Here is a 24474-nt window from a genome sequence, read left to right on the forward strand (position 1 = left end):
TCGAGGTTTTGGGATTGAGATATTTATCCTCTTTTTTTGGCGAAGGTATTGCTATTTAGAGGCAGTTCTATATGCTGTCAACGCATTTGCTGTCCCTGCCATCTTGCAAAGACTACAAGACAAACAACTCCTAAGCCTCAGGGGTTCAAAGAGGGCTTGAGTGAACCTTTGGTTATTGCACCAATAGATTTTAAATACCACTGATAGTTTATGGCTACTAAAACACCACTCAAACAGAGTACCTATCGCTTAAAGCCAAGTTGCCTTTCCGTTGAAGAAGTCCTTGCACAGTCTTTTGTCAACTATCCCAGCGTCTAACCTGATGGCAGCACTTTCTGGCTATGGCACCTGCCTCAGTTTTTTTATCGGTTTGATTGGACTGGTGTTTGTCAGTATGGCAATGTGTTTCCTTACTTAATATTTGCTGTACCTTTTCGTGATCTGTGATTGGTTTATGAGAAAAAGAACGCGTTCGGCAGAGGACTGAAAGTAAATCCTAAATTTCAGCCTCTGCTTTCCTGGCAGATTTGGAACTTGACATCCTCTGTAACTTGCCGGAATGTGTGTCAATTTTTGTATCCCTGTTTTCATATCTTTTTTTTATCATTTTCCAAAGTAATAATATTTGATTAACTTTTAAAAATAATTTATTTTTAAAATTATCGGAAATAAAAAACTGAAATAGTAATTCTCTAATGGAGTCATTACTAACAAAAAATAAAAAAAGCCAATACATAAAAAATGATATACCCTCAAAATGAATTGCTGAAAAATAACTCTTTTTGGACTAAATGTCTTTTCATTTTTTTTAGAAAACTACCAAGTCTAGTAGTCCAACTGTTCAATTTTATCAAGTCAAATTTCACTATTTGATGAACTTATAAGCCTTCAAAATAAGTAAATTATTTAGTAATTGTTGACCTATAAAACCAAAGAAGGCGAACCAACGTAACAAGGATTATTAAAATGGGACATGCATTCTCCTCACTGTTATTAGCACTATCAGCTAATGTAGATAACCTGGCTGTTGGGGTAGCCTACGGAGTAAAAAGACTGAGAATCAGCTTTTTGGCTAACCTACTTATTGCTGTGGTTTCTGCTACTGGTACAGTACTTTCGATGTCAGCGGGAGCAGCGATCACGAAGTTTGTGTCGGCTGATATTGCTAATGCTATAGGCAGTGGTGCTTTAATTACCATTGGTGCTTGGGGTCTTTGGGGAACCTTCAAAGCACAGAGACAACAAAGCAATAACAAAGATAAATCCTCTGGTGATGAACTTTCCTACACGACATATGTTGACGATCCCAGCCGTATTGATACAGATCGTTCTCGTCGGGTGGAACTAAGAGAGGCATGGGTTTTAGCGTTTGCTTTAACTGTTAATAATTTGGCAAGCGGTATTGGTGCGGGAATGTCTGGATTAAATATTCCTCTGACAACAACTTTCACTTATGGCATGAGTTTACTGGCAATTACATGGGGATATTGGATTGGAGATCGTTTGACCTTTAGACTTTCTGGTCCTTGGTTAGAAGTCCTTTCTGGAGTATTAATGATTATTTTAGGCATCTATGAGTATTTGGCTTCTTAATTTTCTTATAGAAGCGATTATCCAATTTTGATTTCATTGTACTCAGATACAGGAGAAACAAAATGTTAGAGCAGTTTACTGCACATTTAAGTACGGACTTTTCGCTAAAAACTTTTGGAATTTTACTCGTACTAGTTACATTAGAAACCGTTCTCTCTGCCGACAATGCAGTTGCCTTAGCAGCGATCGCTCAAGATATTCCAGATCCACAACAACAACGCCGGGCGTTAAATTGGGGATTAATCATTGCTTTTGTGTTGCGGATTTCGTTACTTTTTACAGCAACATGGGTGATTCAGTTTTGGCAGTTTGAGTTGGGAGGCGCACTTTACCTTTTGTGGCTGTCAGGAAAGCACTTTTGGAACTATTTTTTCCCAGACACAGCACAAGAAGAACAAATTGCTGACTCTCCAAAAGATACAAATTGTGCATTTTGGCAAATTATTCTTTTGATTGCGTTTACGGATTTAGCATTTTCTCTCGATAGCGTTACAGCCGCCGTTGCAGTCTCAAGTCAAACATGGTTAGTTTTGACTGGTTGCATCATTGGTATTATCACCTTGCGATTTATGGCTGGTTTATTTGTACGCTGGCTTTCCGAGTTTACTTATTTACTTCATGCTGCTTATTTAACTGTGTTTGGTGTCGGTGTCAGATTGATGTTTAAAGCATTAATTCCAGACCATGTACCGCCTCAATGGATGATGTTGACGCTGATCGTAGTTCTATTTACCTGGGGATTTTCTCAGCGGGTTGTGCCAGGTGTTAACCCTGATGCAATATTACAAACCTATGAAAACGAAAGGAAATGATTTGAAGACAGTACAGATATTTCACTGTTTTAGAGGATGAAATTGTGAATGTATAATTTATGACGAACAGAGAAGGATCAAGTTCAACAAAAAAGCCAAAAAAAGATATTCAGGCGATTGTTATAATTGTTTTATTACTGTTAGCTTTGACTATCATATGTAGCTTTTTTCGATTGTCAATGCTAGAGAACGGGGAGTAGGGTTTCTTGTTATTAAGCCAGAAAAACAAGCAAAGGCGAAAGTGAATTTAGCTAAAGGTGAAGCCGAAGCACATCGATTAATCATGGAGTCGCTCACACCGCCAATTTTACAACGACAGGCGATCGCCAAGTGGGATGGTAGAATGCCTTGGATATCAGCAGGTGGTGGTGATAATACAAGACTCTTTCAATTAGAGTTAGATGAAATTGTCAAAGCAGCTCAGAAAAACCCTCAGCAAGAAAGAGTAGAATCTCGGACTGAATTGACTTCTGCACTTCTTAAAGAGAAAGAGTAAGAACTAAAATGGATGACTTCATCGGTGTCCTTTCAACTGGATTTGCTGCTTTCGCTGCCACAAATTTGGATGATATTGTCGTTCTGCTATTGTTTTTCTCGCAGGTGAATGCAACTTTCCGGCATCAGCACATTATTGTAGGACAGTATCTCGGTTTTACAGCTTTGGTGCTTGCCAGTTTATCCAGTTTCTTTGGTAGAAGGAATTACGGTGATTGGGTTGCAAAAATAGGGCGGAATGGTAAACGAAAAAACTCATTCCTCCTTAACAATTCGATTTTTCATAACTTGTATTTATCGTTTTGAGAAAAAATAAGATTTGCTTTCATTTAGTTGAAAGCCATAATATTGAACCCATGCGCTGTCAAGGTACCTGGCTGTTAAAAAAAATCACCAATTTGATTGACAATTGAACAATTTCCTGCACTGCCCTCACCTTTGAGAAGCAGAGAAGGACAAGGAAGAACAGCATTGAATCATAGTGAATAACGATTATGACTTGGCTAATTAGTACATTAATTATTGGGATCTCTGCCGCTTTTGCAACCACTTTTGACGACAATTTATACTTGACAGCTTTCTTCGGAAAAGTCAATCGCACCTTTCGTCCCAAGCATATTGTTCTGGGTGAATTTCTTGGATTCACTGCATTAGTGTTTGCAAGTCTCCCTGGTTTCTTTGGCGGTTTAGTCCTTCCAGAGACTTGGATTGGATTGCTGGGCTTGCTTCCGATTGCTATTGGTATCAGTAATCTCATGAGTCGAGAAGCCCAAGAAGAGGTCGTATTGGAGACAGTGTCAGTTGACTTCGGCTCTCCTGGCAAATCTAAGTACCATAAGAAATCACTACTGGAAACTTTACGCGATCCCCAAACTTACCGTGTTTCCGCAGTCACCATTGCAAATGGAGGAAACAACATTGGGATTTATGTGCCGTTGTTTGCCAGTAGTAATCTCCCAAGTTTGGGGGTGATACTGTGTGTTTGCTATTTCACAGTTGGGGTATGGTGCTGTCTGTCTTACTTCATGACTCGTAATCCTCTCATGGCTCCCCTTCTGACTCGTTATGGTCGAAAAATCTTCCCATTTGTCTTAATCTGGTTGGGATTCTCTATCCTGATCAAAAGTGAAAGCTATCGACTTTTTATCCCGTCTTGAGCCGTTTTCCAGTTGGGCAATTGCGCAAAGCCCACTGCTCAAATGCTCATCGCGCCTTAGCTGAAAACTTGCTACCTTTACCAAAAGGAGAGAAATTACATCAGTGAACAGTGAACAGTAAACAGTAAACAGTAAATAATGAACAGTGATAACTGATAACTGATAACTGATAACTGTTGAAAGTTTTAACTATTCTATGTCTACTATTTGTGTTGAAATTGAAACTATATTGAAACTATTTATTCTGACGATGCGCTATATCTAATTGATATCTGGAACCGTACAGTCACCAGGGTTCGCTAATACTGAGACAGTCTTTGCACCGGATGCGAAAAATGCCTTTTTACGTAACACCAACGTGAGTTCCGATGACATACCCCAGTATTTCTTAGATGCAAATAACCTACAGCAACTCCGCTCAGTACCGTTTCCAGGTGTACCTACCAATCCAAACACAGATCAAAATCTCAAATTCTGGTTTACTGTCGATCCACAGATGTTTGCCAAAGCTCGTCAAATTAATGTCGAGATCCTGAACTGTGCACCAGTCGATACGAGCGGTAAGTGTAACACTAAACCACTCGATCCCGCTCCTCGTCTAGATTGTGGGTGGAAACGGACTTAGTGGCCCTACTTTTGTCGATAATGCTGCCTATCGCAAATACGTCGCGACAAATTTAAACTTCGATGAACGCGGTAACAAGAACAACAATACTCAGGTGTTGGTTGCGGATATGGAAACCACAGCTTCGGCGATGGTGGCTTTTTCCAATCGCGTACCCTTTATTGCAGTACGGAGTGTCTCGGATCTTGCGGGCGGTGGTGAGGAATCAGCAGCAGCACAACTACAAACTTTTTTTGCAGTAGCGGCTGAAAACCAAGCGCGTGTCGTGTTGAAGCTGGTAGAGTTGCTGTAGGAGGAGTAATACCGTTTCACTTTAAGGTTTATACAAATAGGGAGCTCTGAGTTCTTAGCAGAGAGAAAGAATTACAGACCAATCATTTGTATCAGGCTTGATCGTGAAATGGTATAACTGCAACAAAGGTATCAACACAATGATTGATTTATTAGCGTGAGCTTGAGAGTTGTTTTTATTTACAAGCGCACCCTAAGTTCTACTCGCACCTTGGCATTGCGGCGTTGTATATTTGCTAAAGGAAGACCATAAAGTTGTGATATCGTGTCCGGCAAAATACTTGTGATATGTCATTGCGAGTGGAACGGAGTGAAACGTAGACGCGTTAGCTCCGGCCCCCTTAGGGGCTAGCGGCTTCCCGATAGCCCTCCGGGGAGAACCTTCGGTTCCGCTTCGCTAACGCCAGTCGCCTGACGCCACATTCTTCAACGGGGGGAACCCCCGCACAGAAGTGGCTCCGGAGGGAGACCGTCCCGCAGCGCTGGACTCACCGTAAGGCGTGGCGTCAGCCATAGGGTAGCAATCTCAAAGATTTAGCGTGAGGGGGAGATTGCTTCACTCCGCTATCGCTGCGTATGCCCTCCGGGCACGCTACGCTAACGCAATGACAACTATTCAACCGGACATGATATGACAAGGGTAGAACAAGAAATTTATCTCCTTGGGGGAAGGCGATCGCCTAGCGCTTTGCTCACATATCTTGCACCTGGAAATTTGAAGCGGAGACAGGCTTTGTTAACATAGCAGCACACAAAGAGATTTTTGTCATTTTTTATATGATTTTGCTGTTCTCAATACAGAGGGCATCCTACTTGGCGTGGCTAATCCTGGTTGTCCGCACTCAATGCTTGTGATACTTTTTGCCGTCGTTCCTGAAGTTTATTTTCAATCAGTTTGGCAAGAAGCCAGGAGATAGAGCGTTCTTGCTCTTGTGCCCATGCCTCCAATTCTGCTTTCAGTTCCGGGGAAATGTACGTTGTTACACCAGACAATAGAGTTTTGCCGCCCATTTCAAAATTTATGTATTGCGTAGATAGTACTTATCGTAGCACCTTACAACAGCTTTTGCTGTCTTAGCTTTTGCTAGCCTAAGCTATAGTATGCTAAAGTAGCAGTATTGAAATTTTATCTCTTTGTGTATGAATATTCCTAGCCTCTTCACCCAGCCCGTTGCTCAACGGCAAAGTCGTGGTGTTAGCGTCAAGTCTCAACGTGAAATTGAAATCATGCGTCAAGCAGCTTTAATTGTTGCAACTGTGTTAAAAGAGATTGCTCAAATAGTGCAACCTGGAATGACGACTGGTGACTTAGATGTTTACGCAGAGAAACGCATCCGAGAAATGAGCGCAACACCCAGTTTCAAGGGATACCACGGATTTCCTGGCTCTATCTGCGCTTCGATTAATCATGAAGCCGTGCATGGCATCCCCAGTCCTCAACGGGTGATTCGACGTGGAGATGTTTTGAAGGTTGATACAGCAGCTTGTTATCAGAACTTTCACGGTGATTCTTGTATCACTATTGCTGTGGGTAAGGTACACCCAAAGACAGAAAAGTTGATTCAGGTTGCTGAAGAGGCACTCTACAAGGGAATTGAGCAAGTCAAAGCAGGAGCGTATCTGATGGATATTGCGGGTGCTGTTCAAGACTGTATAGAGGCACACGGCTTCAGTGTTCTTGAAAACTACACTGGGCACGGGATTGGTCGCAACATGCACGAAGAACCTTCAGTGTTCAACTTTCGTACTCGTGAAATGCCAAATGTGAAACTCCGGGCTGGAATGACATTGACAATCGAACCGATTGTGACTGCTGGTTCTAAACAGACCCGTACTCTATCAGACCGTTGGACCGTAGTCACATTAGACAAATCCCTAGCTGCTCAGTTTGAACATACATTGCTTGTGACTGACAATGGATATGAAATCTTAACTGACCGCACAAAGGTTTAGTAATTCGTCAAACCAAGCAGATAGTTAATTGAGTTGGGGTGTAAGGGCATAAGGGTATAAGAGTGTAGGGAATAAAACTGTAGCAAAGGCCGGTTACTGCAACAGAGTGGCTCACGATTTCCTCAACTTACCCAGCCTACCGAACACGGGTTTTGTCCATTTCCCACCCAGCAAATCGTGCAGCAGAATGTAAAAACAGGGGATGAGAAACAGCGTCAACATTGTGGCGATCGCCATCCCAAAAAACACGACAATCCCCAATGGCTGCAAAAACTCCGAACCTTCGCCAATACCCAAAGCTAAGGGGAACAGCCCTAAGATAGTCGTGACTGTAGTCATCATAATCGGACGCAAACGTTGAGGAGCAGCTTTGAGAATGGCAGTGCGTCGATCGCAACCTTCCTCTTCTCGAATTTGGTTTGCCAGTTCTACCATGAGAATTCCCGCGTTCACCACAATACCCACCAACAGCACCGCACCGACTATCACCGTTGCACCAATAGCTGTTTTAGTGACGTAAAGTCCAAAAATCCCTCCAGCTAAAGCTAGTGGTACAGTCAACATAATAATTAAAGGGTCAATCAGCGAGTTGTATTGCACAGCCATGACGACGAAAATTAAGAACGTTGCTAGTGCGCCCATAGTTTTCAAAGAGTTTTGCAACTGCTGATTCGTTTCCTGTGCGGAACTTGGTATAAGCGTTACGCCGTCAGGTAACTTAATGCTCTTAACGACTTCATTTACTTGTGCGATCGCGTCACCTAAACTAGCTCCCTCGCTTAAGTTCCCTGCAATAACGAAAACTTGACGTTGGTTAATTCGCTGAACCTCTCCTGGTGCTTGACCCTCCTCAATACGGGCAACATCCAAAAGGCGGACTTGTTGGTTATTTTGCGTAAATAGCGGTAATCTTTCTAACTGAGAAGGACGCTCAATTGCTTCTTGATTTAACTCTACGCGCACATCAACTAAGCGGTTACCGCGTTGAATTTGCGTGGGAACTGAACCTTCAATAGCTGTTTGAATCGTTTCGCCAATTTGTTGCGCTGTCAGTCCCAAAGCTGCAACTCTTTCCCAATCAGGACGAATTTGTACTTCTGGTTGACGGGGGTCAGCATCTGGTCGGAATCTAGCGAGTGTAGCCTTTTCTTCTAAAGCTTGCAGCAGTTGCCTACCTGCTTGCTGTAATTTTTGTTCATCGTTACCTTGCAGAATAACGTCAACTTCTGAACCTTGAGATGGGGTATTACTCAAGATTAAACCCCGTACCTGACCAGGACTCAAGCGCAGCAAAATTCCTGCTAAATTGAGTTTATTAAATTCCCGATTCACCTTTTGGACAAACTTCTCAACATCTTTACCCTGTTTAAGATTGATAGTACTGCTGGCGCGCAAAGGATTTTCTGTTGTGTTGCTACCAAAGAGAAAACCACCTACGGTTGAGAAAACATAGTCAGTTTCTGGTTGCTTGATCAAGATATCATCTACAACCTGCATCACTTTCTGAGAAGTTGCTAAAGGTGTACCGGGAGGAAACTGCACTCTTAAATTGGCTTGTCCTGTATTGATGCGCGGTAAGATTTCTTGAGAGATTTGACCTGCCATGAATAAGGTGCCACCGCCTAAAATCAGAAAAACGATAGTGACGGCTATTATTCGATAACGTATAACGTTCTTTAACAACTTACCGTATAAGATTGTTGCATCTTCAAAACGATGATTAAACTGACGCAGTAGCCAAAACTCTCTGATACGACTAGACCAAGGAATTGCCAAAAGTCGAGAACACAGCATCGGTACGACTGTGACAGCGACAACCAAAGAAGCGGCGACTGCAAAGCCAATCGTCAGAATCATCTCATTAAATAGCAGTGAGATAAAGCCGCCAATGAGCAAGAATGGGACTACAGAAACCAAGTTGGCAGCAGTCGCAGCGATTAATGCAGATTCGACTTCTTGGGAAGCTGCAATTGTAGTCTCGATAAAGAATTTTGAATTGGGTTTTTTCCCCATTTCCTTATCTGCCAATTTCTCCGTCTCCTTTTGATTGGGAGTCATGGCTGTTTTTTCTGCAACGTTCTCCAAAATGACGACTGAGGTATCAATCGCTTGACCAATTCCTAAGGTAAGACCTGCTAAACTGAATACATTCAACGTCAAGCCGAATAGTTTCATTAAGGCGATCGCCGCCAAAGTACACAGCGGAATTGCCAAACTAATAATAAATGTTTGCCGTATTGATCCCAAAAATAACAGCACTGCTAGTGCTGCTAACAACGCCCCAGAAACTGCTGAGGTGATCACATCATTCAACGAATTACGAATGAAGCGAGATTCATCTGTTGTCGGGGTCAAAACCATATCAGATCGAATCAAGCCAGAACCTCGTAATTGCTCAATCCGTTTCTTAACGCCATCTACAACATTGATTGTATTGGCATCAGGCTGCTTCTGAATTGAAACTTTCACCGCTGGCTGACGGTTTAAATAAACAAAGATTCGCTGTTCTTCTGTACCGTCACTGACTTCAGCAAAGTCTCGTAGATAAACGCGGCGGGGAGGAGATGAGGTGGATGATGTGGATGAAGAGGATGAGGTGGATGAGGTGGATGAGGTAGATGAGGGGGACGAGGTGGATGAGGAGACTTGAAAAGAGAGATTGCTGATTTCATCTGCGTTTTTGAATCGTCCCACTGTACGAGTTAATGGTTCAGAATTTTTGCCTAAAATTCGACCACCAGATATATCTTGGTTTCTGGCTGTGAGTTGATTGAGTACATCAGTTAACCCAACACCCAAAGCTTGCAAACGGTTTAAGTCAACAAGTACTCGTACTTCTTCTTCAGCAGCACCAGAAATATCAACAGAAGCAACTCCTTGTACAACACTGAGTTCGCGAGACAGTTCCTCATCTGCAAATACCCGCAAATCTTTACCTTGTAAAGACTCAGATGTTAGCGCCAATTCGTAGATTGGTTGTTGGGAAGGGTCAAATTTAAATATACGCGGTTCTTCAATCGTATCTGGCAGTTGTCCTCTACCTCGGTTAAAAGCAGCAGTCGCATCATTTAGCGCCTGATCGATATCGCCTCCTGGCTGGAAAAATAAATCGAGGCTAACCTGTCCCTCACGAGTACGGGAAAAAACTTGCACGACATTCTCTGTAGCGGATAAAGTTTCTTCCAAAGGTCTAGTGATTTCATCTACTGCCACTTCGGGCGAGATACCAGGTGCTTCCAGCCGCACACCAATTCGCGGATAAGTAATTGATGGTAGTAAATCAACTTGGATGGTTGTCAGAAAAAATATCCCAACAACAATCACTGCTACGGTGAGCATAAGTGTGCCTATATGCTGGCGAATTGAAATGGCGCTAATACTAAATCCGCTAGTCTGGTTTACCTGCTGCATGATACTAAGTGGTGAGTACTGCTTTATGATTGTTGCTCAGAAAGAATAGAAAGACGTACAATACTGCGGTCTTTCAACGGTTTGCCACTACGAGTTACAAATCTTTCTCCTGGTTGCAAGCCAGATAAAATTTCTACATTGCCATCAGATCTTTCCCCAAGCGTTACGGCTCTCGCTGTCACCATTGCTTTATCACCTGTTTGAGTTACAACAAATACCGTCCCTTGACGATTGGAATTTGGAGATTGGGCAGAAGAGGAAGAAGCTGTTGTGTTCTGTTTTTGTTGATTTGCGCCTGTCCCCCCATCTCTTCCTTGAAGCGCTGTCTCAGGTATGATGACTCGCGCTTGTGTCTGGCTTTCAAAATTGATTCTTGCCAACAAACCACTACCAATTTTTCTATCGCTGTTAGGAATGACGACTTCAACTGGTATCAAACGAGCAGTTGTGTCCGCAGCTGGGGAAATGCGTGTGACTTGCCCAGTGTATGTTTGATTGCCAAAGGCATCTAAGCGCACTTTGACTGATTGTCCTAAGCGGATTTTCCCCAGTTCTAATTCTGAAACTTGAACTACGACTTTGACACGGCTAAAATCACCAAGTCTTAGGACTTCATTTCCTGCTTGTAGGAAATTTCCCGGTTCTGTCACTTTTTCTAAGACGACTCCAGTCACGGCTGATGTTAGCTTTGAATAAGAACGGCGTTCTTTTGCTTCCGCAACGACGGCTTGTTGAGCAACAACTCGACCTTTTGCAGCTGCGAGGGCTTGCTGTTCTGTGCGCACTGTCTGTTGTGCAGCACGAAGTGATTGGGCAGCAGTGAGGCTTTCAGTGCGTGCTTGTTCGGCTGTTTGTTGTGCGATCGCCCCCTCTTTCACAAGTTGCTGCTGTCTTTGTGAGTCTGCTTGTGCTTGCACCAGTTGTGCTCGCGCTTTTTCTACCTCAGCACGAGCATTGCTAATTCTGGCTTCTTCCCGTGCGACTTCTGACTTGAGTGCTGCCAGTTCTGCTTCTGCTTGATTTTGAGTAGTTCTCAGTAAGGCATCATCTATCTGTGCAATAATTTGCCCTTGCTTAACAGCATCACCTACATCCACATTCAACGCCAAAAGCTGCCCTTCGACTCGCGATCGCAGTGATACGGTGCGCAATGGTGTGGTCGTACCTGTATATTCTGGCTCTTTTTGCAACATACCACTACGGGCAATGGATGCATCCACAGGAACTGCACTATCGGACTCTTCCTTACCCTCACGACGCTGTGATTCAGCTTCTGCTGATTCGTTTGGAAGCGAACCGCAACCTGCACTCAGTAGTCCTATGCTTAGTACAGAAGTAATTAAAATGTTCTTTCTATTAGCTTGCATTTTTTTTGATGTTGGCTGTCTCAAAAAACAGTCTCTGTCTTTCTGCCTTTGGCTACGTGTGAATTTGTGTGGTACTTTGCGCTGCTGATTTGCTTACTTAATCATCTATACAGGCTCCTATCAGGCAGTATTGGGTTAGACCAATCGTTTAATTCTCTAAAATTTCATACTAATAAAAGACAAACACCTTATTTACCCCCTGCAATTTTGCTGGACATAGCGTTCTTTATGTTACTAATACAAATTTTATTAAGGTTACTATAACTTTTTTTAATTTTTCTTGACTCTGCCTAAGGGTTAGCTCTTTTATCCAGTTACCAGTTATCAGTGTCGTGTTCGGTTGGGGGGAGCAGCTTTCGGGTAAGAAGTAACAACCCGAAACGTGCCTTTCTAAAACTCCAACAACTACAAATTGCTAGTTTCAGTTGGGGTTCAATCCCCCTATGTAACTTATTCACTGTTCACTGCTTGAATTGGTCTCAAAGAAAAACTTTACAAATTTGAACAACTAAAAGAGGCTTATCAAAGGATTGTCAGCAGGACAAAAACTCATGTCTGCGGAAGCAAACCGTATTGCTATATAGACGATATTTTCTATCTATAAGTTTCAACAACTATAAAATATTTTTTAAATCATCAAAATTTTTATTTTCACTTTCTTACTTCAGATAGGTGTCGAAAAAATAAAAATCTTTTTTGTTTCCAACGTAGCAAAACTCGTTAGTCATTCTCGTAAGATCAAGATAATCTTAAGAAAAGTAAAGAAGTCTGGAGTTTAGGACACAGATAGTGTATCTATCTTGAGCAAATTGTAAATTTACTTTAAGCGAGGAACGATAACGGTGACATCACAGATCAAACTGACACAGACTGCTGACGAATCTCTACTGGCAGAGTTTTTTCAAGAATCAGTTGGTAAGTGGCGTTCAGAACGGCGCTACTACACACTACCAGATGGAGAAATTAAGGAAATGGTGAGTATGATCACCATTCGGTTTTTAACGCAGGGATGCGATGAATTGCAAAAGCTGGCTCAGATGCACGACCTAGCTGATACAGTTAGTTTGATTTGTGGTAGCCAAGTGATTTGGGAAAGTGAGAATTCTGTGACGGGAAAGAAAGAGTCTCAGGGTTCAACAATATTTGGTGCATTGGGGAATGTGTTGTATCGCGATCGCGGTTTTGCCACAACCAAACCTATCAGCGCCCAGTATTACTTCCCCAACCCGAAAACATTGTGTTTGCGAACTGAATACAACAATTCAGTGTTTGACGAAGAGTTAAAGCTAATTGGCAGCAAATACCGCACACGCCAATCTATTATGTCTCGTGCTGGAGAACAGGTGATGATTGGTCAATATTTGGAGAAGAGAGTGGAGAGTTAGAAAGAATTTCTCATGTTATTTGTAACTCAAACCCTGGCAAAACTTCTTCCCCAGAAAGGAGTGCTGGGGTTTGAACGACTTCTACAGCTAACCGGGATCGGTAAATCTCTACCTGCTCATCTTGAGGATTGATAAGCCAACCTAAGGGTAAACCATTTTCTAAATACTCCTGCATTTTATCTTGCAGAGGTTTGAGGCGGTCAGTCTCTGATCTTAGTTCAATCACAAAGTCAGGCATCAGTGGGGGGAATTTTTTACGCTGCTCAGCAGTTAGTGCTTCCCATCGTTCCAATTTTACCCACGCAGCATCAGGCGATCGTTGTGCCCCATTTGGAAGTCTAAAGATAGTAGAGGAGCTAAAAACTTTTCCCAATTTTGTTTGGCGGTTCCAAATTTCCAAGTCCGTAATCAGCCCTGCTTCCTGAGTTCCACTTTCTCCTCCTACTGGTGGCACAATAATTAATTCTCCTTTTGGATTCAGTTCTAGGTTCAAATCCCGGTTTGCCATGCAGAGTTGATAAAACTGCTCATCGGTTAAGTGAACAACTGGCTCCAGATTTAGCACAACTGTATTCATCGAACTGCTGCCTTTTGAAAGTTGATAATCTATATATATAGTTACAGACCACAAGCCATCTCCCGCTTTTATCATCCCACGAGCGATCGCTATATGCTAGGGCGTCTCCAAGGATGGGTGCACCGTTTTCGGTTGGCTGGGTTTTCACTCCTTCAAAACGATCAGCACCAAGGGCGAAACGTTTGAGGAAGTGCTTCATCAATTTTTGATATTTACCTTCTTCCAAGACATTTAGGACAAATTTATCACCCACTTGCATGAGTGATTCAATCGCCCTATCTTTAGCAACAGCTATGGATATTCCTATAGGTTTGAAGCTGGCTTGAGAAACCCAAGAGGCTAACATAGCACTGGATACATCACCTTGTGTTTGCGAACTGAATACAACAATTCAGTGTTTGACGAAGAGTTAAAGCTAATTGGCAGCAAATACCGCACACGCCAATCTATCATGTCTCGTGCTGGGGAACAGGTGATGATTGGTCAATATTAGGAGAAGAGAGTGGAGAGTTATACCAATTCTCTATGACTTTGCACTTTATTCGCCCTCAGTCTAGAAGACTGGGGCTATACAAACAAAGCCTGCCTACGCAGGCTATTAAATGCATCTTCATGGAGAAATGGTATTAGAAAGAATTTCTCATGTTATTTGTAACTCAAACCCTGGCAAAACTTCTTCCCCAGAAAGGAGTGCTGGGGTTTGAACGACTTCTACAGCGAACCGGGATCGGTAAATCTCTACCTGCTGATCTTGAGGATTAATCAGCCAACCCAAATGAAAATCCCAAAAATTAAACCGCCAAAAACCTTTGAATCACATCTTGACTAAGTTCATCAGTTGAACCAGAGGCAACAATAGCGCCTTTTTGCATAGCGTAATAGTAATCGGCCTGACGGACAAAGTGTAAGTGTTGTTCTACCAGTAAAACAGAAATACCTGTGGTTTCAACGATGCGACGGACTGCCGCTTCAATTTCGAGGATAATTGAGGGTTGAATTCCTTCGGTGGGTTCATCTAATACAAGTAATTGAGGTTGTCCCATTAAAGCACGAGCGATTGCCAGTTGTTGTTGCTGTCCACCACTTAAATCACCACCCATCCGCGACAACATGGTTTTCAACACAGGAAATAAGCTAAAAATTTCTTCAGGAATTTCAGCTTTTTTAACCTGTATCTGCCTAGCTTCTAACCCCAGTAGCAAATTTTCTTTGACTGTCAAACGGGGAATAATTTCTCGTCCTTGGGGAACATAACCAATTCCCATCTTCGCCCTTTGATCTGGAGATTTGGAGTTGATTAAATGACCAGATAAGTTCATTGTGCCACTGCGGGGTTTGAGTAAACCCATAATTGTTTTGAGTAAGGTTGTTTTACCTACGCCATTGCGTCCAATTAGGCATACCATTTGCCCATTTGGTACATTCAAATCTACGTTGCGCAGAATATGGCTTTCACCGTAGTAAACGTTAATGTTAGAGATGTTTAGCATTGGTCAACAAACTAGGGGTGTAAGGGTATAAGGGTGTAAAGGTGTAGGGGATCCCATCAATGAATTGAGGGGTTTACCCTGAGCGCAGTCGAGGGGCTTGAATCAAGGATACAGATCTTCTATTTCTCCATGAAGAAATTAAGGGGTTCACCCTCTTCCTCCTATACCCCAACACCCTTAGTTCCAGTCAATAGTCATTGGTTTTCGCCTTGTCCCCCCTATCTATTTTTGCTGTTGTCCTAGATATACTTCAACAACACGGGGGTCATTTTGGACTTCTCCTAAATTGCCTTCGCAGAGTACCGAACCTTCATGTAGGACTGTGACTTTGTTGGCAATTTGACGGACAAATTCCATATCATGTTCAATCACTAAAATTGAATGATTCTGAGCTAATGTTAAAATTAGTTCGCCGATGTTATAGGTTTCTTCATCGGTTAAACCTGCAACTGGTTCATCTACAAGTAATAAGTCTGGAGATTGTCCTACTAACATCCCAATTTCTAAACGTTGCTTTTCTCCGTGGGATAATAAAGCGGCGGGGATGTCTGCTTTAGAAGTTAAGCCAATGGTTTCTAATAAACCTTTTATAGTATTTTTTTCAGTACTATGAGAACGCCCAAACAATGTAAAAAAAACATTTTTCTTGCGGTTGCTGGTAATTTCTAAATTTTCCCGTGGTGTTAGGTTGAGATAAACTCTAGGTGTTTGGAATTTGCGCCCAATTCCCCGCCGTGCAATTTGATGTTCAGGCAGAGAACGTAGGTTTTTTCCTTTGAATAGTACTCGTCCTATAGTGGGTTGCACTTTACCTGTAATCACATCAAGAAATGTAGTCTTACCAGCACCATTTGGCCCAATTACTACTCGCAATTCACCCACTTCCATACTAAAATTTAGTTGGTTGAGTGCTTTAAAACCATCAAAACTAACAGTGACGTTTTCAGTTTCCAAGATTTTGGTGTTCATGTTGCACTTCTGTGTCTTCTTCCAAGCTGGGATATGTAGAAATTTGTTGAGGGCGTTTGAAAAGAGGAATGTTTTGACTACGCAACCATCCTACTAAGCCGTCAGGAAGGACTGTCACGACAATTAAAAATAGTGCGCCTTGGAAAAATAGCCAAATTTCGGCAAATTGTTCACTCAAAAAAGCACGGGCATAATTGACTAACAAAGTTCCCACAATTGCCCCGATTAATGTAGCACGTCCCCCCACGGCTACCCAAATTACCATTTCAATAGAAAAAGCAATATCCATTGCTCTGGGTGATACAGAACCACTTTGCAGGGTGTAAAATGCTCCTGCTACGCCTGCGATCGCACCCGATACTGTAAACACTAATGTTTTAAAATCTGTGGGGTCATAACCAGAAAATCTTACCCGATTTTCGTCATCCCGAATAGCTATCAAAAGTCGTCCAAAACGTCCACTTGTCAGGCAGCGACAAACTCCGTAGGTAGCGGCGAGAAACAATACTGTGAGAGTATAGAAAACAAATTTTGTTTTAGGATCACTGACGGTTGCACCAAACAAAGTTGTAAAATCTATCAGCCCATTAGTACCGTTGAAAAATTGTTGTTGACCATTAAAAAAATTGAAAAATACAATAGTTGCGGCTTGGGTCAAAATCGAAAAATAAACTCCCTTAATGCGATTGCGGAATACTAAATATCCCAATAATCCCGCCAGCAAACCTGGAAGTATCACCACAGCCGCTATTGCTATCGGGAAAGAATAAAAAGGTCGCCAAAACCAGGGAAGTTCGGTGATGCCATACAGCCCCATAAAATCAGGTAACTCACCAACAGGGACTTGCAGTTTCAGGTACATAGCGATCCCATATCCACCCAAACCAAAGAAAATACCATGTCCCAAACTTAGTAAGCCAGTATAACCCCAAATCAAATCAATAGCTAAAGCCACAATTGCCAGTGACAAAAATCGCCCCAACAAATTCAAGCGAAATTCTGATAGCACCACTGGCATAATTAAGATGAGGATGAGTGCAATCACCATCACCATCCCAACTTCAATTAATATTAACCTTCCTCCCTTCTTCATCCTCTGTGTCCTTCACGTCTATGTGTGAAATTAAACATCAACACTACGACCTTTTTGTGGAAAAATCCCCCCAGGCTTCCACTGTAAAAATAAAATAATCAGCATAAATACCATCACCTTGGCCATACTTGTGGTAGCAAAAAATGTCAATAAATCTGCCAAAGGCTTAATAGGAGTTAACAACAAAGCTAGAGTCCCAGAACCAATTAAAAAGTTAGCTGTGCCAATTCCCAAAGCAGCTACAATAGTACCTACTAAATTACCCACACCGCCAACAACCACAACCATAAAAGTGTCGATAATATAATTTTGTCCAGTATTTGGACCTACAGAACCGAGTAAACTAATCGCACAACCAGCCACCCCAGCTAAACCAGAACCCAAAGCAAAAGTGATTGCATCAACTTTTTGAGTTGGGATACCTAAACAAGCACTCATACTCCGGTTTTGTGTCACAGCCCGAATTCTTAATCCCCAGCTAGAACGTTGTAAGAATAGATAAATTCCTACTACACAAATTATTGTCAAAGCAATAATAAATAATCTGGCAAATGGTAATTGTACACCACCTAAAGATATGCCAGTTTGTAACCAAGTCGGTGCTGTTACATCTACATTTTGTGCGCCAAACCAAGGTTTAGTTACTGCTAGCTGATATGTTTGACTCAATAAATTACAAATTACTGTTGTTATCCCCAGCGATAGCAATAGTACTACCCACACAACCCAGTTACGAATTCTCTCTAAATTTGTGCGGGAATTTAAAAACCATAACCCACCAAAAAACAATAGAGAAAACAATACTAAGCCAATTACTAAGACCAAATTCGCACTACGGACAAACTGCTGAAAAATTAAACTTACTCCCCAAGTTGCTAGCAGAGTCTCTAGGGGTCGTCCATAGAGGTAACGAATCACACCTCTTTCAAGAATTAATCCGATAAATGCTGTGAAAATGAAAGCGATAATTAACGCCAAAAATATATAAATTTCAAACCAAAAACCGCCTAATTGTTTACAGCCATTCTGCACAACAAATGTTGTATAAGCCCCAAACATCATCAATTCACCATGCGCCATATTAATGACACCCATCAAGCCAAATATAATGGCTAATCCCAAGGCGGCAATTAATAACACAGAACCGATGCTAATACCATTAAATACAGCATCTAAGAAACCTGTTAACACTTATTTTTCTCCACCAGCTATAAGCTTGTTTTCTAGTAATGGGTCAATAGTCAAGAGTTAAAATTTTAACTATTAACTATTAACTATTAACTATTGACTAATTAGGCTTTTTTGTACTTACCGCCCTTAGCTGGATCTGACCAATCACAAGCAAATCCCTTAGTCTCTTTCACAAATTGATTCCAAGGAACTGGCTCAACTGGTGCAGGTGTAGCATAGATAATATTAAATAAACCATCATCTCTAACTTGACCAATCCGCACAACTTTGGATATGTGATGATTAGCATTTACTGTCACTTTTCCTTCAGGTGCATCTATAGTTTGACCATAAGCCGCAGCACGAACTTTAGCTAAATCAGGACTACCCGCTTTTTCTACTGCTTGCTTCCACAAATAAACGGCGATATATGCGGCTTCCATTGGGTCATTTGTTACCCGGTCTGCACCATATTCTTGTTTAAATGCTGCGACAAATTTCTTATTAGCAGGAGTGTCTACAGTTTGGAAGTAATTCCAAGCAGCGTAGTGACCTTTGAGATACTCAACACCAATTGCCTTAACTTCTTCTTCGGCAATACTTACAGACATAGAAGGGTATTTGTCTGGTGTTAATCCAGCACCTTTTAACTGTTTGAATAAAGCTACATTACTATCACCATTTAAGGTGTTATAAATTACTCCACCGTTGGGCAAAACTTGCTTAATTTTAGTAATGATAGGTGTAACTTCGTTGTTACCTAATGGTAAGTAATCTTCACCAACTATTTTTCCGCCTAGAGCTTCTAATTGGGCTTTAATAATGGTGTTAGCAGTACGAGGAAAAACGTAGTCTGAGCCTACTAAAAAGAATTCTTTGCCTTTATTTTTTAACAACCAATCAACAGATGGTTCAATTTGTTGATTTGGCGCTGCACCTGTGTAAAAAATGTTTTTAGAACACTCTTGACCTTCATACTGCACGGGATACCACAGCATATGGTCTTTACTTTCAAAGACTGGTTTAACATTTTTACGGCTAGCTGAAGTCCAACAACCAAAAACTACAGCTACTTTATCTTGATCAATGAGCTTAGTTGCTTTTTCTCTAAAAGTATCCCAGTTAGAAGCACCATCTTCAACAATGGCTTCAATTGGTTTACCTAAGATACCACCAGCCGCGTTAATTTCTTTGATGGCTAATTTCTCAGCATCGACGACACTTTTTTCACTAATAGCCATTGTGCCACTAAGGGAGTGTAGAACACCTACCTTGATGGTTTCACTATTAGCCGCAGCTACAGGAGAAGCATTGCTAGAGGTGGCTGGACTGTTCGTAGCGGTTGGGGTGTTATTAGCGCAAGCCTTCACAAAGATGCTGCTACCAATAGTTGCAGAACTGTAAATCAAAAACCTACGTCGATTAAATCGTCTACTCATATCTTGGTTAATTTCCCCTCAACGAATCAGCTAGCTCCCTGAAAGTTCACAAGCTCAAGCTTCAAACTGTGATATTAGTTTAATGTTTAATATTTAATCATTAAATTGTTATTTATAAAATGACTTTTTGTAAAATATAAAGACGTAGCACGCTACGTCTCTACATTGCTTACAATTCAAAATCACCGTAAGCGCAGAGCGCACGCCAAGAGCGAACGCGCAGCTTGTCCGTAAGGACTTAGGGCATAGTTCTAATCGCCGGCTTCCGGCGATCAGACTTCTCTCAGACTCAAAATTAATAATGATTCCCCGACTTACGATGATGCACAGCAGTAATTCCCTTAGCGTCTAGTACTTTCCCATTATCCACGGTTGCATAAACAAGCCAATGGTCACCTACTTCCATCCGGTTTTTTACGGAGCATTCTAAATAAGCTAAGGCATCATTCAGAACAGGAGATCCATGTTCACCTTCTTCACTTGCGACACCGTCAAATCGGTTTTGTCCTGGACCAAAAGGTTTGAGGAAGTGCTTCATTAAGCCGATGTGATTTCCTTCTTTCAAGACATTTAAGGCAAATTTACTACCAGAGTGTGTCAGTGATTCCACTGCTCGATCTTTTGCTACAGCAATTGTTAAACCAGGAGGATTAAAGCTTGCCTGCGATACCCAAGAGGCTAACATTGCACTGGATATATCGCCTTGTTTTGCTGTGAGGATACACAGTGAACCAACAACGCGCCCGACTGCTTGTTCTGTAGTTGTGGCGCTTTGGCTTGGAGTGCGCACTTTTTTAGCTTTCTTGAGTGCTTGAGCAAAGTCGGTTCCTGCTTCTTCACACATTTGTAGGGTGGGGTCATCAGGTTTAAACTTTACCCTGATGGTATCAAAACCAAATCGATAGCCAGCGTCTTTGAGTTTACCCTCGATAATATCAACTGCTTCGCCACTCCAGCCGAAAGAACCAAAGACACCAGCAAGTTTGTTGTTCGTCGCAGTGGAAAGCACAATACCCAAAGCGACTTGCACGGGAGTCGGTGCATGACCTCCAAGTGTAGGAGAACCAATGATAAAGCCAGACGCTTTTTCAACAGCAGCGCGGATTTCTTCTGGTTCAGCAAATTCGCAGTTAATTGATTCTACAGCAACCCCCGCTTTTGTCATACCACGAGCGATCGCTTGGGCAAGAGTCGCCGTACTTCCATACGCAGAAGCATAAATCAAGGCGACAGATGTCTCTTGCGATGCTTGCTCCTGACACCATTGGCGATAAAATTCTGTTAGTTCGATTAAGCTGTAGCGTACCAGAGCTCCATGTCCAGTCGCATACATCCTCACGGATAAGTCGCTAAGTTTATCAAGTGCTGTTTCGACTTGACGAGCATGGGGAGCGATGATGCAATCAAAATAATAGCGTCTATCTTCGTTAAAGATTTCCCAGCCTTCATCAAAAACTTGGTCGCCACAGATATGTGCGGCAAAAAGTTTATCTGTGTAGAGAATTTCTGTTTGGGGATCGTAAGTGCAAAGTAGATCTGGGTATCGAGGATTAGGAGTGGGGATAAACTCTAGATCATGACCTTTGCCCAAATCTAAAGTTTCTTCCCCGCGCATCACCATCACTGATAATTCTGGGTTTTCCAGTACGCCACGCAAATTTTTTGCTCCTGGGTTAGAACAAACAAAGGTGATTTGCGGTGCAAGTTCCAGCAAAGCTTTGAGAGTTGCGGCGCGATTGGGATTAATGTGACCAAGAATGACGTAATCAATTTCTTTGACATCAAAGCGTTGCTGTAACGCTTCCAGGAAAATTTCTGTAAATGTTTCTCCTGGAGGGTCAATCAGAGCGATTTTATCTCCTTTGATGATATAAGAATTTGCTGTTGTCCCTTTTGCCAAAGCGTATTCTATTTCAAATCTTAGGCGTGTCCAACTGCGGGAACGAAGCACAGTTGTGCCTGTAGCTATGGGGTAAACTTGAACGTCACGAGGTTTAGTTTCTGGCATAGGTCATATTTAATAAGGTTTAATATTGAACTGTGTGCCTTATGTAGAGGCGACTTTAGCTAGCATACCGGCGAGCTGAACAGGATGAGATAACATTGGGCTATGCCCGCTTCGAGGTAACTCAATTGCATCAACTCCAAGACGTTTGCGTGCAGCGTATCGACACCATGCGGGAGAAAGGCAACGATCTTCACCGCAGACGATATATGTACACTTTACATCTGGCCAAGCTTGTAGAGGACTAACCTCACTCATATATAAAAACTGCTGATTGCGCAACTTTGGAAATGCCCAATGCGCCACATCTGAGGTGCAGTCGTGAAAGAGAAATTCTCTGGCGACAGCCTCGTCTTGTAAAGAGGTTATCCTCAGTGCTGCCGGATTGAACATCTCTGGCTCATCGCGGAACTGCTCGAACTTCTCAGCTTCTGGCAGCTCATAGCCTATTGTTTTGAGGACATTGGGATCTACCTCGTCATAAAACTGGTCGAAGAGACTTACACCGATATGCGGAATCAGCCCAGCAATGAAAACAAGCTGACGCACTGGACGCTGGCTGGCAACCAGAGGAATAGCTAAGCCTGCCATAGAGTGACCAACCAGCACCACATCGTCTTCAAATCCTAGCAGTGCCTTGTTCACGACTTCGGCATATTTAACAATCCCAGCGGTAGGGTCTTCAATTGGGAGATCCACTGCTACCGTCTGATGACCACGCGCCTCTATCTCTTGGGTGAGTAGTTCCCAACACCAAGCGCCCAGGGAAGCACCGTGAACTAAGCACAAAAGACTCATAAGCAGTTATCAGTTATCAGTAGAGTGGATTAGTGTTGTTAATAATGATTTCCGACTTTACGGTGGTGGGCTGCTGTTAGCGCTTCTGGCTTACTTACTCGTCCTGCGTATACGGTGCTGTACACAAGCCAGTGATCGCCGCCATCCATCCGACTCATAACTTCGCACTCCATATATGCTAGGGCGTCTCCAAGGATGGGTGCACCGTTTTCAGCTGCCTGGGTTTTGACTCCTTCAAAACGATCAGCACCTGGGGCGAAACGTTTGAGGAAGTGCTTCATCAATTTTTGATAGTTACCTTCTTCTAAGACGTTTAAGACAAATTTATCGCCCACTTGCATGAGTGATTCAATTGCCCTATCTTTAGCAACAGCGATGGATATTCCTATAGGTTTGAAGCTGGCTTGAGAAACCCAAGAGGCTAACATGGCGCTGGATACATCACCTTTTTTGGCGGTGATAATATACAACCCACCACTGATTCTACCTAGTGCTTTATCAACGTCAGCACCTAAGGATTTCATCTGCTTGACCGAGCGATCGCGTGTCACCCACTGTGCTATGTCTGTTCCGGATTCTTCACACTGCTTGTAAGTGTTTTCTGTGGGTGTTTGTTTGATCCGAATTCCTGGAAACGCTGGTATTAAGCCCGAATTCCGGAATTTACTCAGCAACGGGTCAATTGGTTCGTCATCACCACCGCCTGATTCAAAAATGCCCACTCCTTGTTTTTCATGAACTGAGCCTAAAATAGTGCTGATGGCAGCTTGGATATTGGCTGCACCAGAAGCTGGAGGCATTCCAACAACAATACCATTACAACGACCTACAAGTTCCCGCAATTCTTGTAAGTCAATGCCTGCACGCAAGTCTACCATTTCTGTAGCGACGCCAGTTTTGGTGATACCGGTGGCAATTGCTTGAGCTAGGCGAGTTCCATAGCCGTAATCTGAAACGTAAAAGACTCCTATGGTAGTTTCTGCCTTCGCTTGTGTTTTGCTCCAAGTGCGATAACGCTTGGTGAGTTCGTCAACGTTATGGGATAATAGAGGTCCATGACCTGTGGCTATTATGCTGATTTTTTCCAGTTCATCCATCCGCTTGAGAGCAGACAGAACTGAACGGGCATTGGGAGCCATCAGACATTCGTAGTAATATTGATAGTCTGCTTCTATAGCTTTTAAGTCTTCGTCAAAGGTGCTATCTGAGCAATAGTGCATCCCAAACGCATCGCAGGTAAACAAAGTTTGGGTTTTGTGGTCAAAGCTAAAGATGGTATCGGGCCAATGTAAATTTGGTGCGGTGACAAATTCTAGTTCGTGTCCGTTGCCTAAATCCAGGCGATCGCCATTCTTGACAATTTTCCGCTCAAACGGACGATGCACCATATTCTCCAGAAATTGGATAGCAACTTTAGAACCGACAACTGTTATATCCGGCGCAAGTTGCAAAACATCTTTGACTAAACCGCTGTGGTCTGGCTCAGTGTGGCTGATAATAAGATATTGAATATCTGCTGGATCAACAAGATCTTTAAGGGTATCTAAGTACAGCTGACGAAACTTTTCGTGGGAGGTGTCAACCAGCGCTATTTTCTCAGCGCGTATCAGAAATGAATTGTAGGTAGTACCGTTTTGCAGACCGAACTCGATATCAAAGCGATCGCGATCCCAATCCAAAGACCGAATTGCTGTCGTCTCGGAGGCAATCTCGTCAATTTGAATGGTTAGCTTTTTTTTGGTTTTTTCGGTGAGCGCTACCATAACTAGTCTCCTTAGCAATTGAGTATTTATTACTCTGTCCCTATTGTGACATGTTTATTTTGTAAATTTTGTTTAAAATTT

General features: G+C 42.4%; 20 protein-coding genes and 4 pseudogenes. 10 read left to right on the forward strand and 14 right to left on the reverse strand.

What is annotated here, in order from left to right:
• The first annotated feature begins 966 nt into the window (after nucleotides 1-966).
• From ytaF to AC5JM2_RS11115, 7 genes and pseudogenes are all read left to right on the forward strand, one after another.
• The gene (gene ytaF, locus AC5JM2_RS11085) at nucleotides 967-1593 is read left to right on the forward strand and encodes a sporulation membrane protein YtaF (RefSeq protein WP_495834937.1); all 627 of its coding nucleotides are present in this window, start codon (nucleotides 967-969) and stop codon (nucleotides 1591-1593) included.
• A gap of 62 nt (nucleotides 1594-1655) precedes the next feature.
• Complete coding sequence (locus AC5JM2_RS11090) at nucleotides 1656-2405, forward strand: TerC family protein (RefSeq protein ID WP_495834938.1); 750 nt, start codon at nucleotides 1656-1658, stop codon at nucleotides 2403-2405.
• 202 nt (nucleotides 2406-2607) lie between these two features.
• A pseudogene (locus AC5JM2_RS11095) lies at nucleotides 2608-2901 on the forward strand (prohibitin family protein); the annotation flags it as partial.
• 8 nt (nucleotides 2902-2909) lie between these two features.
• A complete protein-coding gene (locus AC5JM2_RS11100; protein WP_495834939.1) occupies nucleotides 2910-3206 on the forward strand; it encodes a cadmium resistance transporter in 297 nt (98 codons plus the stop codon).
• 188 nt (nucleotides 3207-3394) lie between these two features.
• A complete protein-coding gene (locus AC5JM2_RS11105) occupies nucleotides 3395-4057 on the forward strand; it encodes a cadmium resistance transporter (RefSeq protein ID WP_495834940.1) in 663 nt (220 codons plus the stop codon).
• Nucleotides 4058-4322: 265 nt separating this feature from the next.
• Nucleotides 4323-4682: a hypothetical protein gene (locus AC5JM2_RS11110; protein WP_495834941.1), complete on the forward strand. Its 360-nt coding sequence runs from the start codon at nucleotides 4323-4325 to the stop codon at nucleotides 4680-4682.
• The gene (locus AC5JM2_RS11115; RefSeq protein ID WP_495834942.1) at nucleotides 4663-4974 is read left to right on the forward strand and encodes a phosphorylase family protein; all 312 of its coding nucleotides are present in this window, start codon (nucleotides 4663-4665) and stop codon (nucleotides 4972-4974) included. Before AC5JM2_RS11110 ends, AC5JM2_RS11115 begins: the two co-directional genes overlap by 20 nt.
• Nucleotides 4975-5795: 821 nt before the next feature.
• Here the strand turns inward: AC5JM2_RS11115 and AC5JM2_RS11120 are convergent.
• Complete coding sequence (locus AC5JM2_RS11120; RefSeq protein ID WP_495834943.1) at nucleotides 5796-5984, reverse strand: ribbon-helix-helix domain-containing protein; 189 nt, start codon at nucleotides 5982-5984, stop codon at nucleotides 5796-5798.
• Between the two features lie 129 nt (nucleotides 5985-6113).
• On the opposite strand from AC5JM2_RS11120, the gene map reads away from it, so the two are divergent.
• Nucleotides 6114-6926, forward strand: a complete 813-nt coding sequence (gene map / locus AC5JM2_RS11125; protein WP_495834944.1) for a type I methionyl aminopeptidase — start codon at nucleotides 6114-6116, stop codon at nucleotides 6924-6926.
• A 111-nt stretch (nucleotides 6927-7037) separates the two neighbouring features.
• On the opposite strand, the gene AC5JM2_RS11130 is transcribed toward map, so the two are convergent.
• Together AC5JM2_RS11130 and AC5JM2_RS11135 are read right to left on the reverse strand one after the other, a co-directional pair.
• Nucleotides 7038-10337, reverse strand: coding sequence for an efflux RND transporter permease subunit (locus AC5JM2_RS11130; RefSeq protein ID WP_495834945.1), 3300 nt, complete (start codon nucleotides 10335-10337; stop codon nucleotides 7038-7040).
• 23 nt (nucleotides 10338-10360) lie between these two features.
• On the reverse strand, nucleotides 10361-11704 hold the full coding sequence (locus AC5JM2_RS11135; RefSeq protein WP_495834946.1) for an efflux RND transporter periplasmic adaptor subunit: 1344 nt from the start codon (nucleotides 11702-11704) through the stop codon (nucleotides 10361-10363).
• Between the two features lie 842 nt (nucleotides 11705-12546).
• Here AC5JM2_RS11135 and AC5JM2_RS11140 point away from each other — a divergent pair.
• Entirely contained in the window at nucleotides 12547-13089 is a 543-nt protein-coding gene (locus tag AC5JM2_RS11140) for a phycobiliprotein lyase (RefSeq protein ID WP_495834947.1), read from the forward strand.
• 10 nt (nucleotides 13090-13099) lie between these two features.
• On the opposite strand, the gene AC5JM2_RS11145 is transcribed toward AC5JM2_RS11140, so the two are convergent.
• Both AC5JM2_RS11145 and AC5JM2_RS11150 read right to left on the reverse strand, forming a co-directional pair.
• Nucleotides 13100-13666: a Uma2 family endonuclease gene (locus tag AC5JM2_RS11145; protein ID WP_495834948.1), complete on the reverse strand. Its 567-nt coding sequence runs from the start codon at nucleotides 13664-13666 to the stop codon at nucleotides 13100-13102.
• Nucleotides 13617-14033, reverse strand: a pseudogene (locus tag AC5JM2_RS11150) (flavin reductase family protein); the annotation flags it as partial. The gene AC5JM2_RS11145 and the pseudogene AC5JM2_RS11150, both read right to left, overlap by 50 nt.
• On the opposite strand from AC5JM2_RS11150, the pseudogene AC5JM2_RS11155 reads away from it, so the two are divergent.
• Nucleotides 14028-14159: pseudogene (locus AC5JM2_RS11155) on the forward strand (phycobiliprotein lyase); the annotation flags it as partial. The pseudogenes AC5JM2_RS11150 and AC5JM2_RS11155 sit on opposite strands and share 6 nt — an antisense overlap.
• Nucleotides 14160-14306: 147 nt before the next feature.
• Here the strand turns inward: AC5JM2_RS11155 and AC5JM2_RS11160 are convergent.
• The 9 genes and pseudogenes from AC5JM2_RS11160 to AC5JM2_RS11200 form a co-directional block, all read right to left on the reverse strand.
• Nucleotides 14307-14441: pseudogene (locus AC5JM2_RS11160) on the reverse strand (Uma2 family endonuclease); the annotation flags it as partial.
• 16 nt (nucleotides 14442-14457) lie between these two features.
• Nucleotides 14458-15156: an urea ABC transporter ATP-binding subunit UrtE gene (gene urtE, locus AC5JM2_RS11165; RefSeq protein ID WP_495834949.1), complete on the reverse strand. Its 699-nt coding sequence runs from the start codon at nucleotides 15154-15156 to the stop codon at nucleotides 14458-14460.
• Nucleotides 15157-15378: 222 nt separating this feature from the next.
• On the reverse strand, nucleotides 15379-16125 hold the full coding sequence (gene urtD / locus AC5JM2_RS11170; RefSeq protein ID WP_495834950.1) for an urea ABC transporter ATP-binding protein UrtD: 747 nt from the start codon (nucleotides 16123-16125) through the stop codon (nucleotides 15379-15381).
• Complete coding sequence (gene urtC, locus AC5JM2_RS11175; protein WP_495834951.1) at nucleotides 16100-17218, reverse strand: urea ABC transporter permease subunit UrtC; 1119 nt, start codon at nucleotides 17216-17218, stop codon at nucleotides 16100-16102. Before urtC ends, urtD begins: the two co-directional genes overlap by 26 nt.
• Before the next feature lie 30 nt (nucleotides 17219-17248).
• A complete protein-coding gene (locus AC5JM2_RS11180) occupies nucleotides 17249-18409 on the reverse strand; it encodes an ABC transporter permease subunit (protein ID WP_495834952.1) in 1161 nt (386 codons plus the stop codon).
• A 101-nt stretch (nucleotides 18410-18510) separates the two neighbouring features.
• The gene (gene urtA / locus AC5JM2_RS11185; RefSeq protein WP_495834953.1) at nucleotides 18511-19827 is read right to left on the reverse strand and encodes an urea ABC transporter substrate-binding protein; all 1317 of its coding nucleotides are present in this window, start codon (nucleotides 19825-19827) and stop codon (nucleotides 18511-18513) included.
• Between the two features lie 295 nt (nucleotides 19828-20122).
• A complete protein-coding gene (locus AC5JM2_RS11190; protein ID WP_495834954.1) occupies nucleotides 20123-21835 on the reverse strand; it encodes a diflavin flavoprotein in 1713 nt (570 codons plus the stop codon).
• A 39-nt stretch (nucleotides 21836-21874) separates the two neighbouring features.
• Nucleotides 21875-22630 carry an alpha/beta hydrolase gene (locus AC5JM2_RS11195; RefSeq protein ID WP_495834955.1) on the reverse strand — a complete coding sequence of 252 codons (756 nt, stop codon included), beginning with the start codon at nucleotides 22628-22630 and terminating at the stop codon, nucleotides 21875-21877.
• A 38-nt stretch (nucleotides 22631-22668) separates the two neighbouring features.
• Nucleotides 22669-24393 (reverse strand): diflavin flavoprotein, encoded by a 1725-nt coding sequence (locus AC5JM2_RS11200; RefSeq protein ID WP_495834956.1) that lies wholly within the window; start codon nucleotides 24391-24393, stop codon nucleotides 22669-22671.
• Nucleotides 24394-24474: the final 81 nt, after the last annotated feature.

It is taken from the genome of Brasilonema angustatum (assembly GCF_059505445.1).

Excerpts from the sequence above, each read along its gene's own strand:
- ytaF (WP_495834937.1), top strand. The coding sequence starts at position 967 with ATGGGACATGCATTCTCCTCACTGTTATTAGCACTATCAGCTAATGTA.
- AC5JM2_RS11090 (WP_495834938.1), top strand. The coding sequence starts at position 1,656 with ATGTTAGAGCAGTTTACTGCACATTTAAGTACGGACTTTTCGCTAAAA.
- AC5JM2_RS11100 (WP_495834939.1), top strand. The coding sequence starts at position 2,910 with ATGGATGACTTCATCGGTGTCCTTTCAACTGGATTTGCTGCTTTCGCT.
- AC5JM2_RS11105 (WP_495834940.1), top strand. The coding sequence starts at position 3,395 with ATGACTTGGCTAATTAGTACATTAATTATTGGGATCTCTGCCGCTTTT.
- AC5JM2_RS11120 (WP_495834943.1), bottom strand. The coding sequence starts at position 5,984 with ATGGGCGGCAAAACTCTATTGTCTGGTGTAACAACGTACATTTCCCCG.
- map (WP_495834944.1), top strand. The coding sequence starts at position 6,114 with ATGAATATTCCTAGCCTCTTCACCCAGCCCGTTGCTCAACGGCAAAGT.
- AC5JM2_RS11130 (WP_495834945.1), bottom strand. The coding sequence starts at position 10,337 with ATGCAGCAGGTAAACCAGACTAGCGGATTTAGTATTAGCGCCATTTCA.
- AC5JM2_RS11135 (WP_495834946.1), bottom strand. The coding sequence starts at position 11,704 with ATGCAAGCTAATAGAAAGAACATTTTAATTACTTCTGTACTAAGCATA.
- AC5JM2_RS11145 (WP_495834948.1), bottom strand. The coding sequence starts at position 13,666 with ATGAATACAGTTGTGCTAAATCTGGAGCCAGTTGTTCACTTAACCGAT.
- urtE (WP_495834949.1), bottom strand. The coding sequence starts at position 15,156 with ATGCTAAACATCTCTAACATTAACGTTTACTACGGTGAAAGCCATATT.
- urtD (WP_495834950.1), bottom strand. The coding sequence starts at position 16,125 with ATGAACACCAAAATCTTGGAAACTGAAAACGTCACTGTTAGTTTTGAT.
- urtC (WP_495834951.1), bottom strand. The coding sequence starts at position 17,218 with ATGAAGAAGGGAGGAAGGTTAATATTAATTGAAGTTGGGATGGTGATG.
- urtA (WP_495834953.1), bottom strand. The coding sequence starts at position 19,827 with ATGAGTAGACGATTTAATCGACGTAGGTTTTTGATTTACAGTTCTGCA.
- AC5JM2_RS11190 (WP_495834954.1), bottom strand. The coding sequence starts at position 21,835 with ATGCCAGAAACTAAACCTCGTGACGTTCAAGTTTACCCCATAGCTACA.
- AC5JM2_RS11195 (WP_495834955.1), bottom strand. The coding sequence starts at position 22,630 with ATGAGTCTTTTGTGCTTAGTTCACGGTGCTTCCCTGGGCGCTTGGTGT.
- AC5JM2_RS11200 (WP_495834956.1), bottom strand. The coding sequence starts at position 24,393 with ATGGTAGCGCTCACCGAAAAAACCAAAAAAAAGCTAACCATTCAAATT.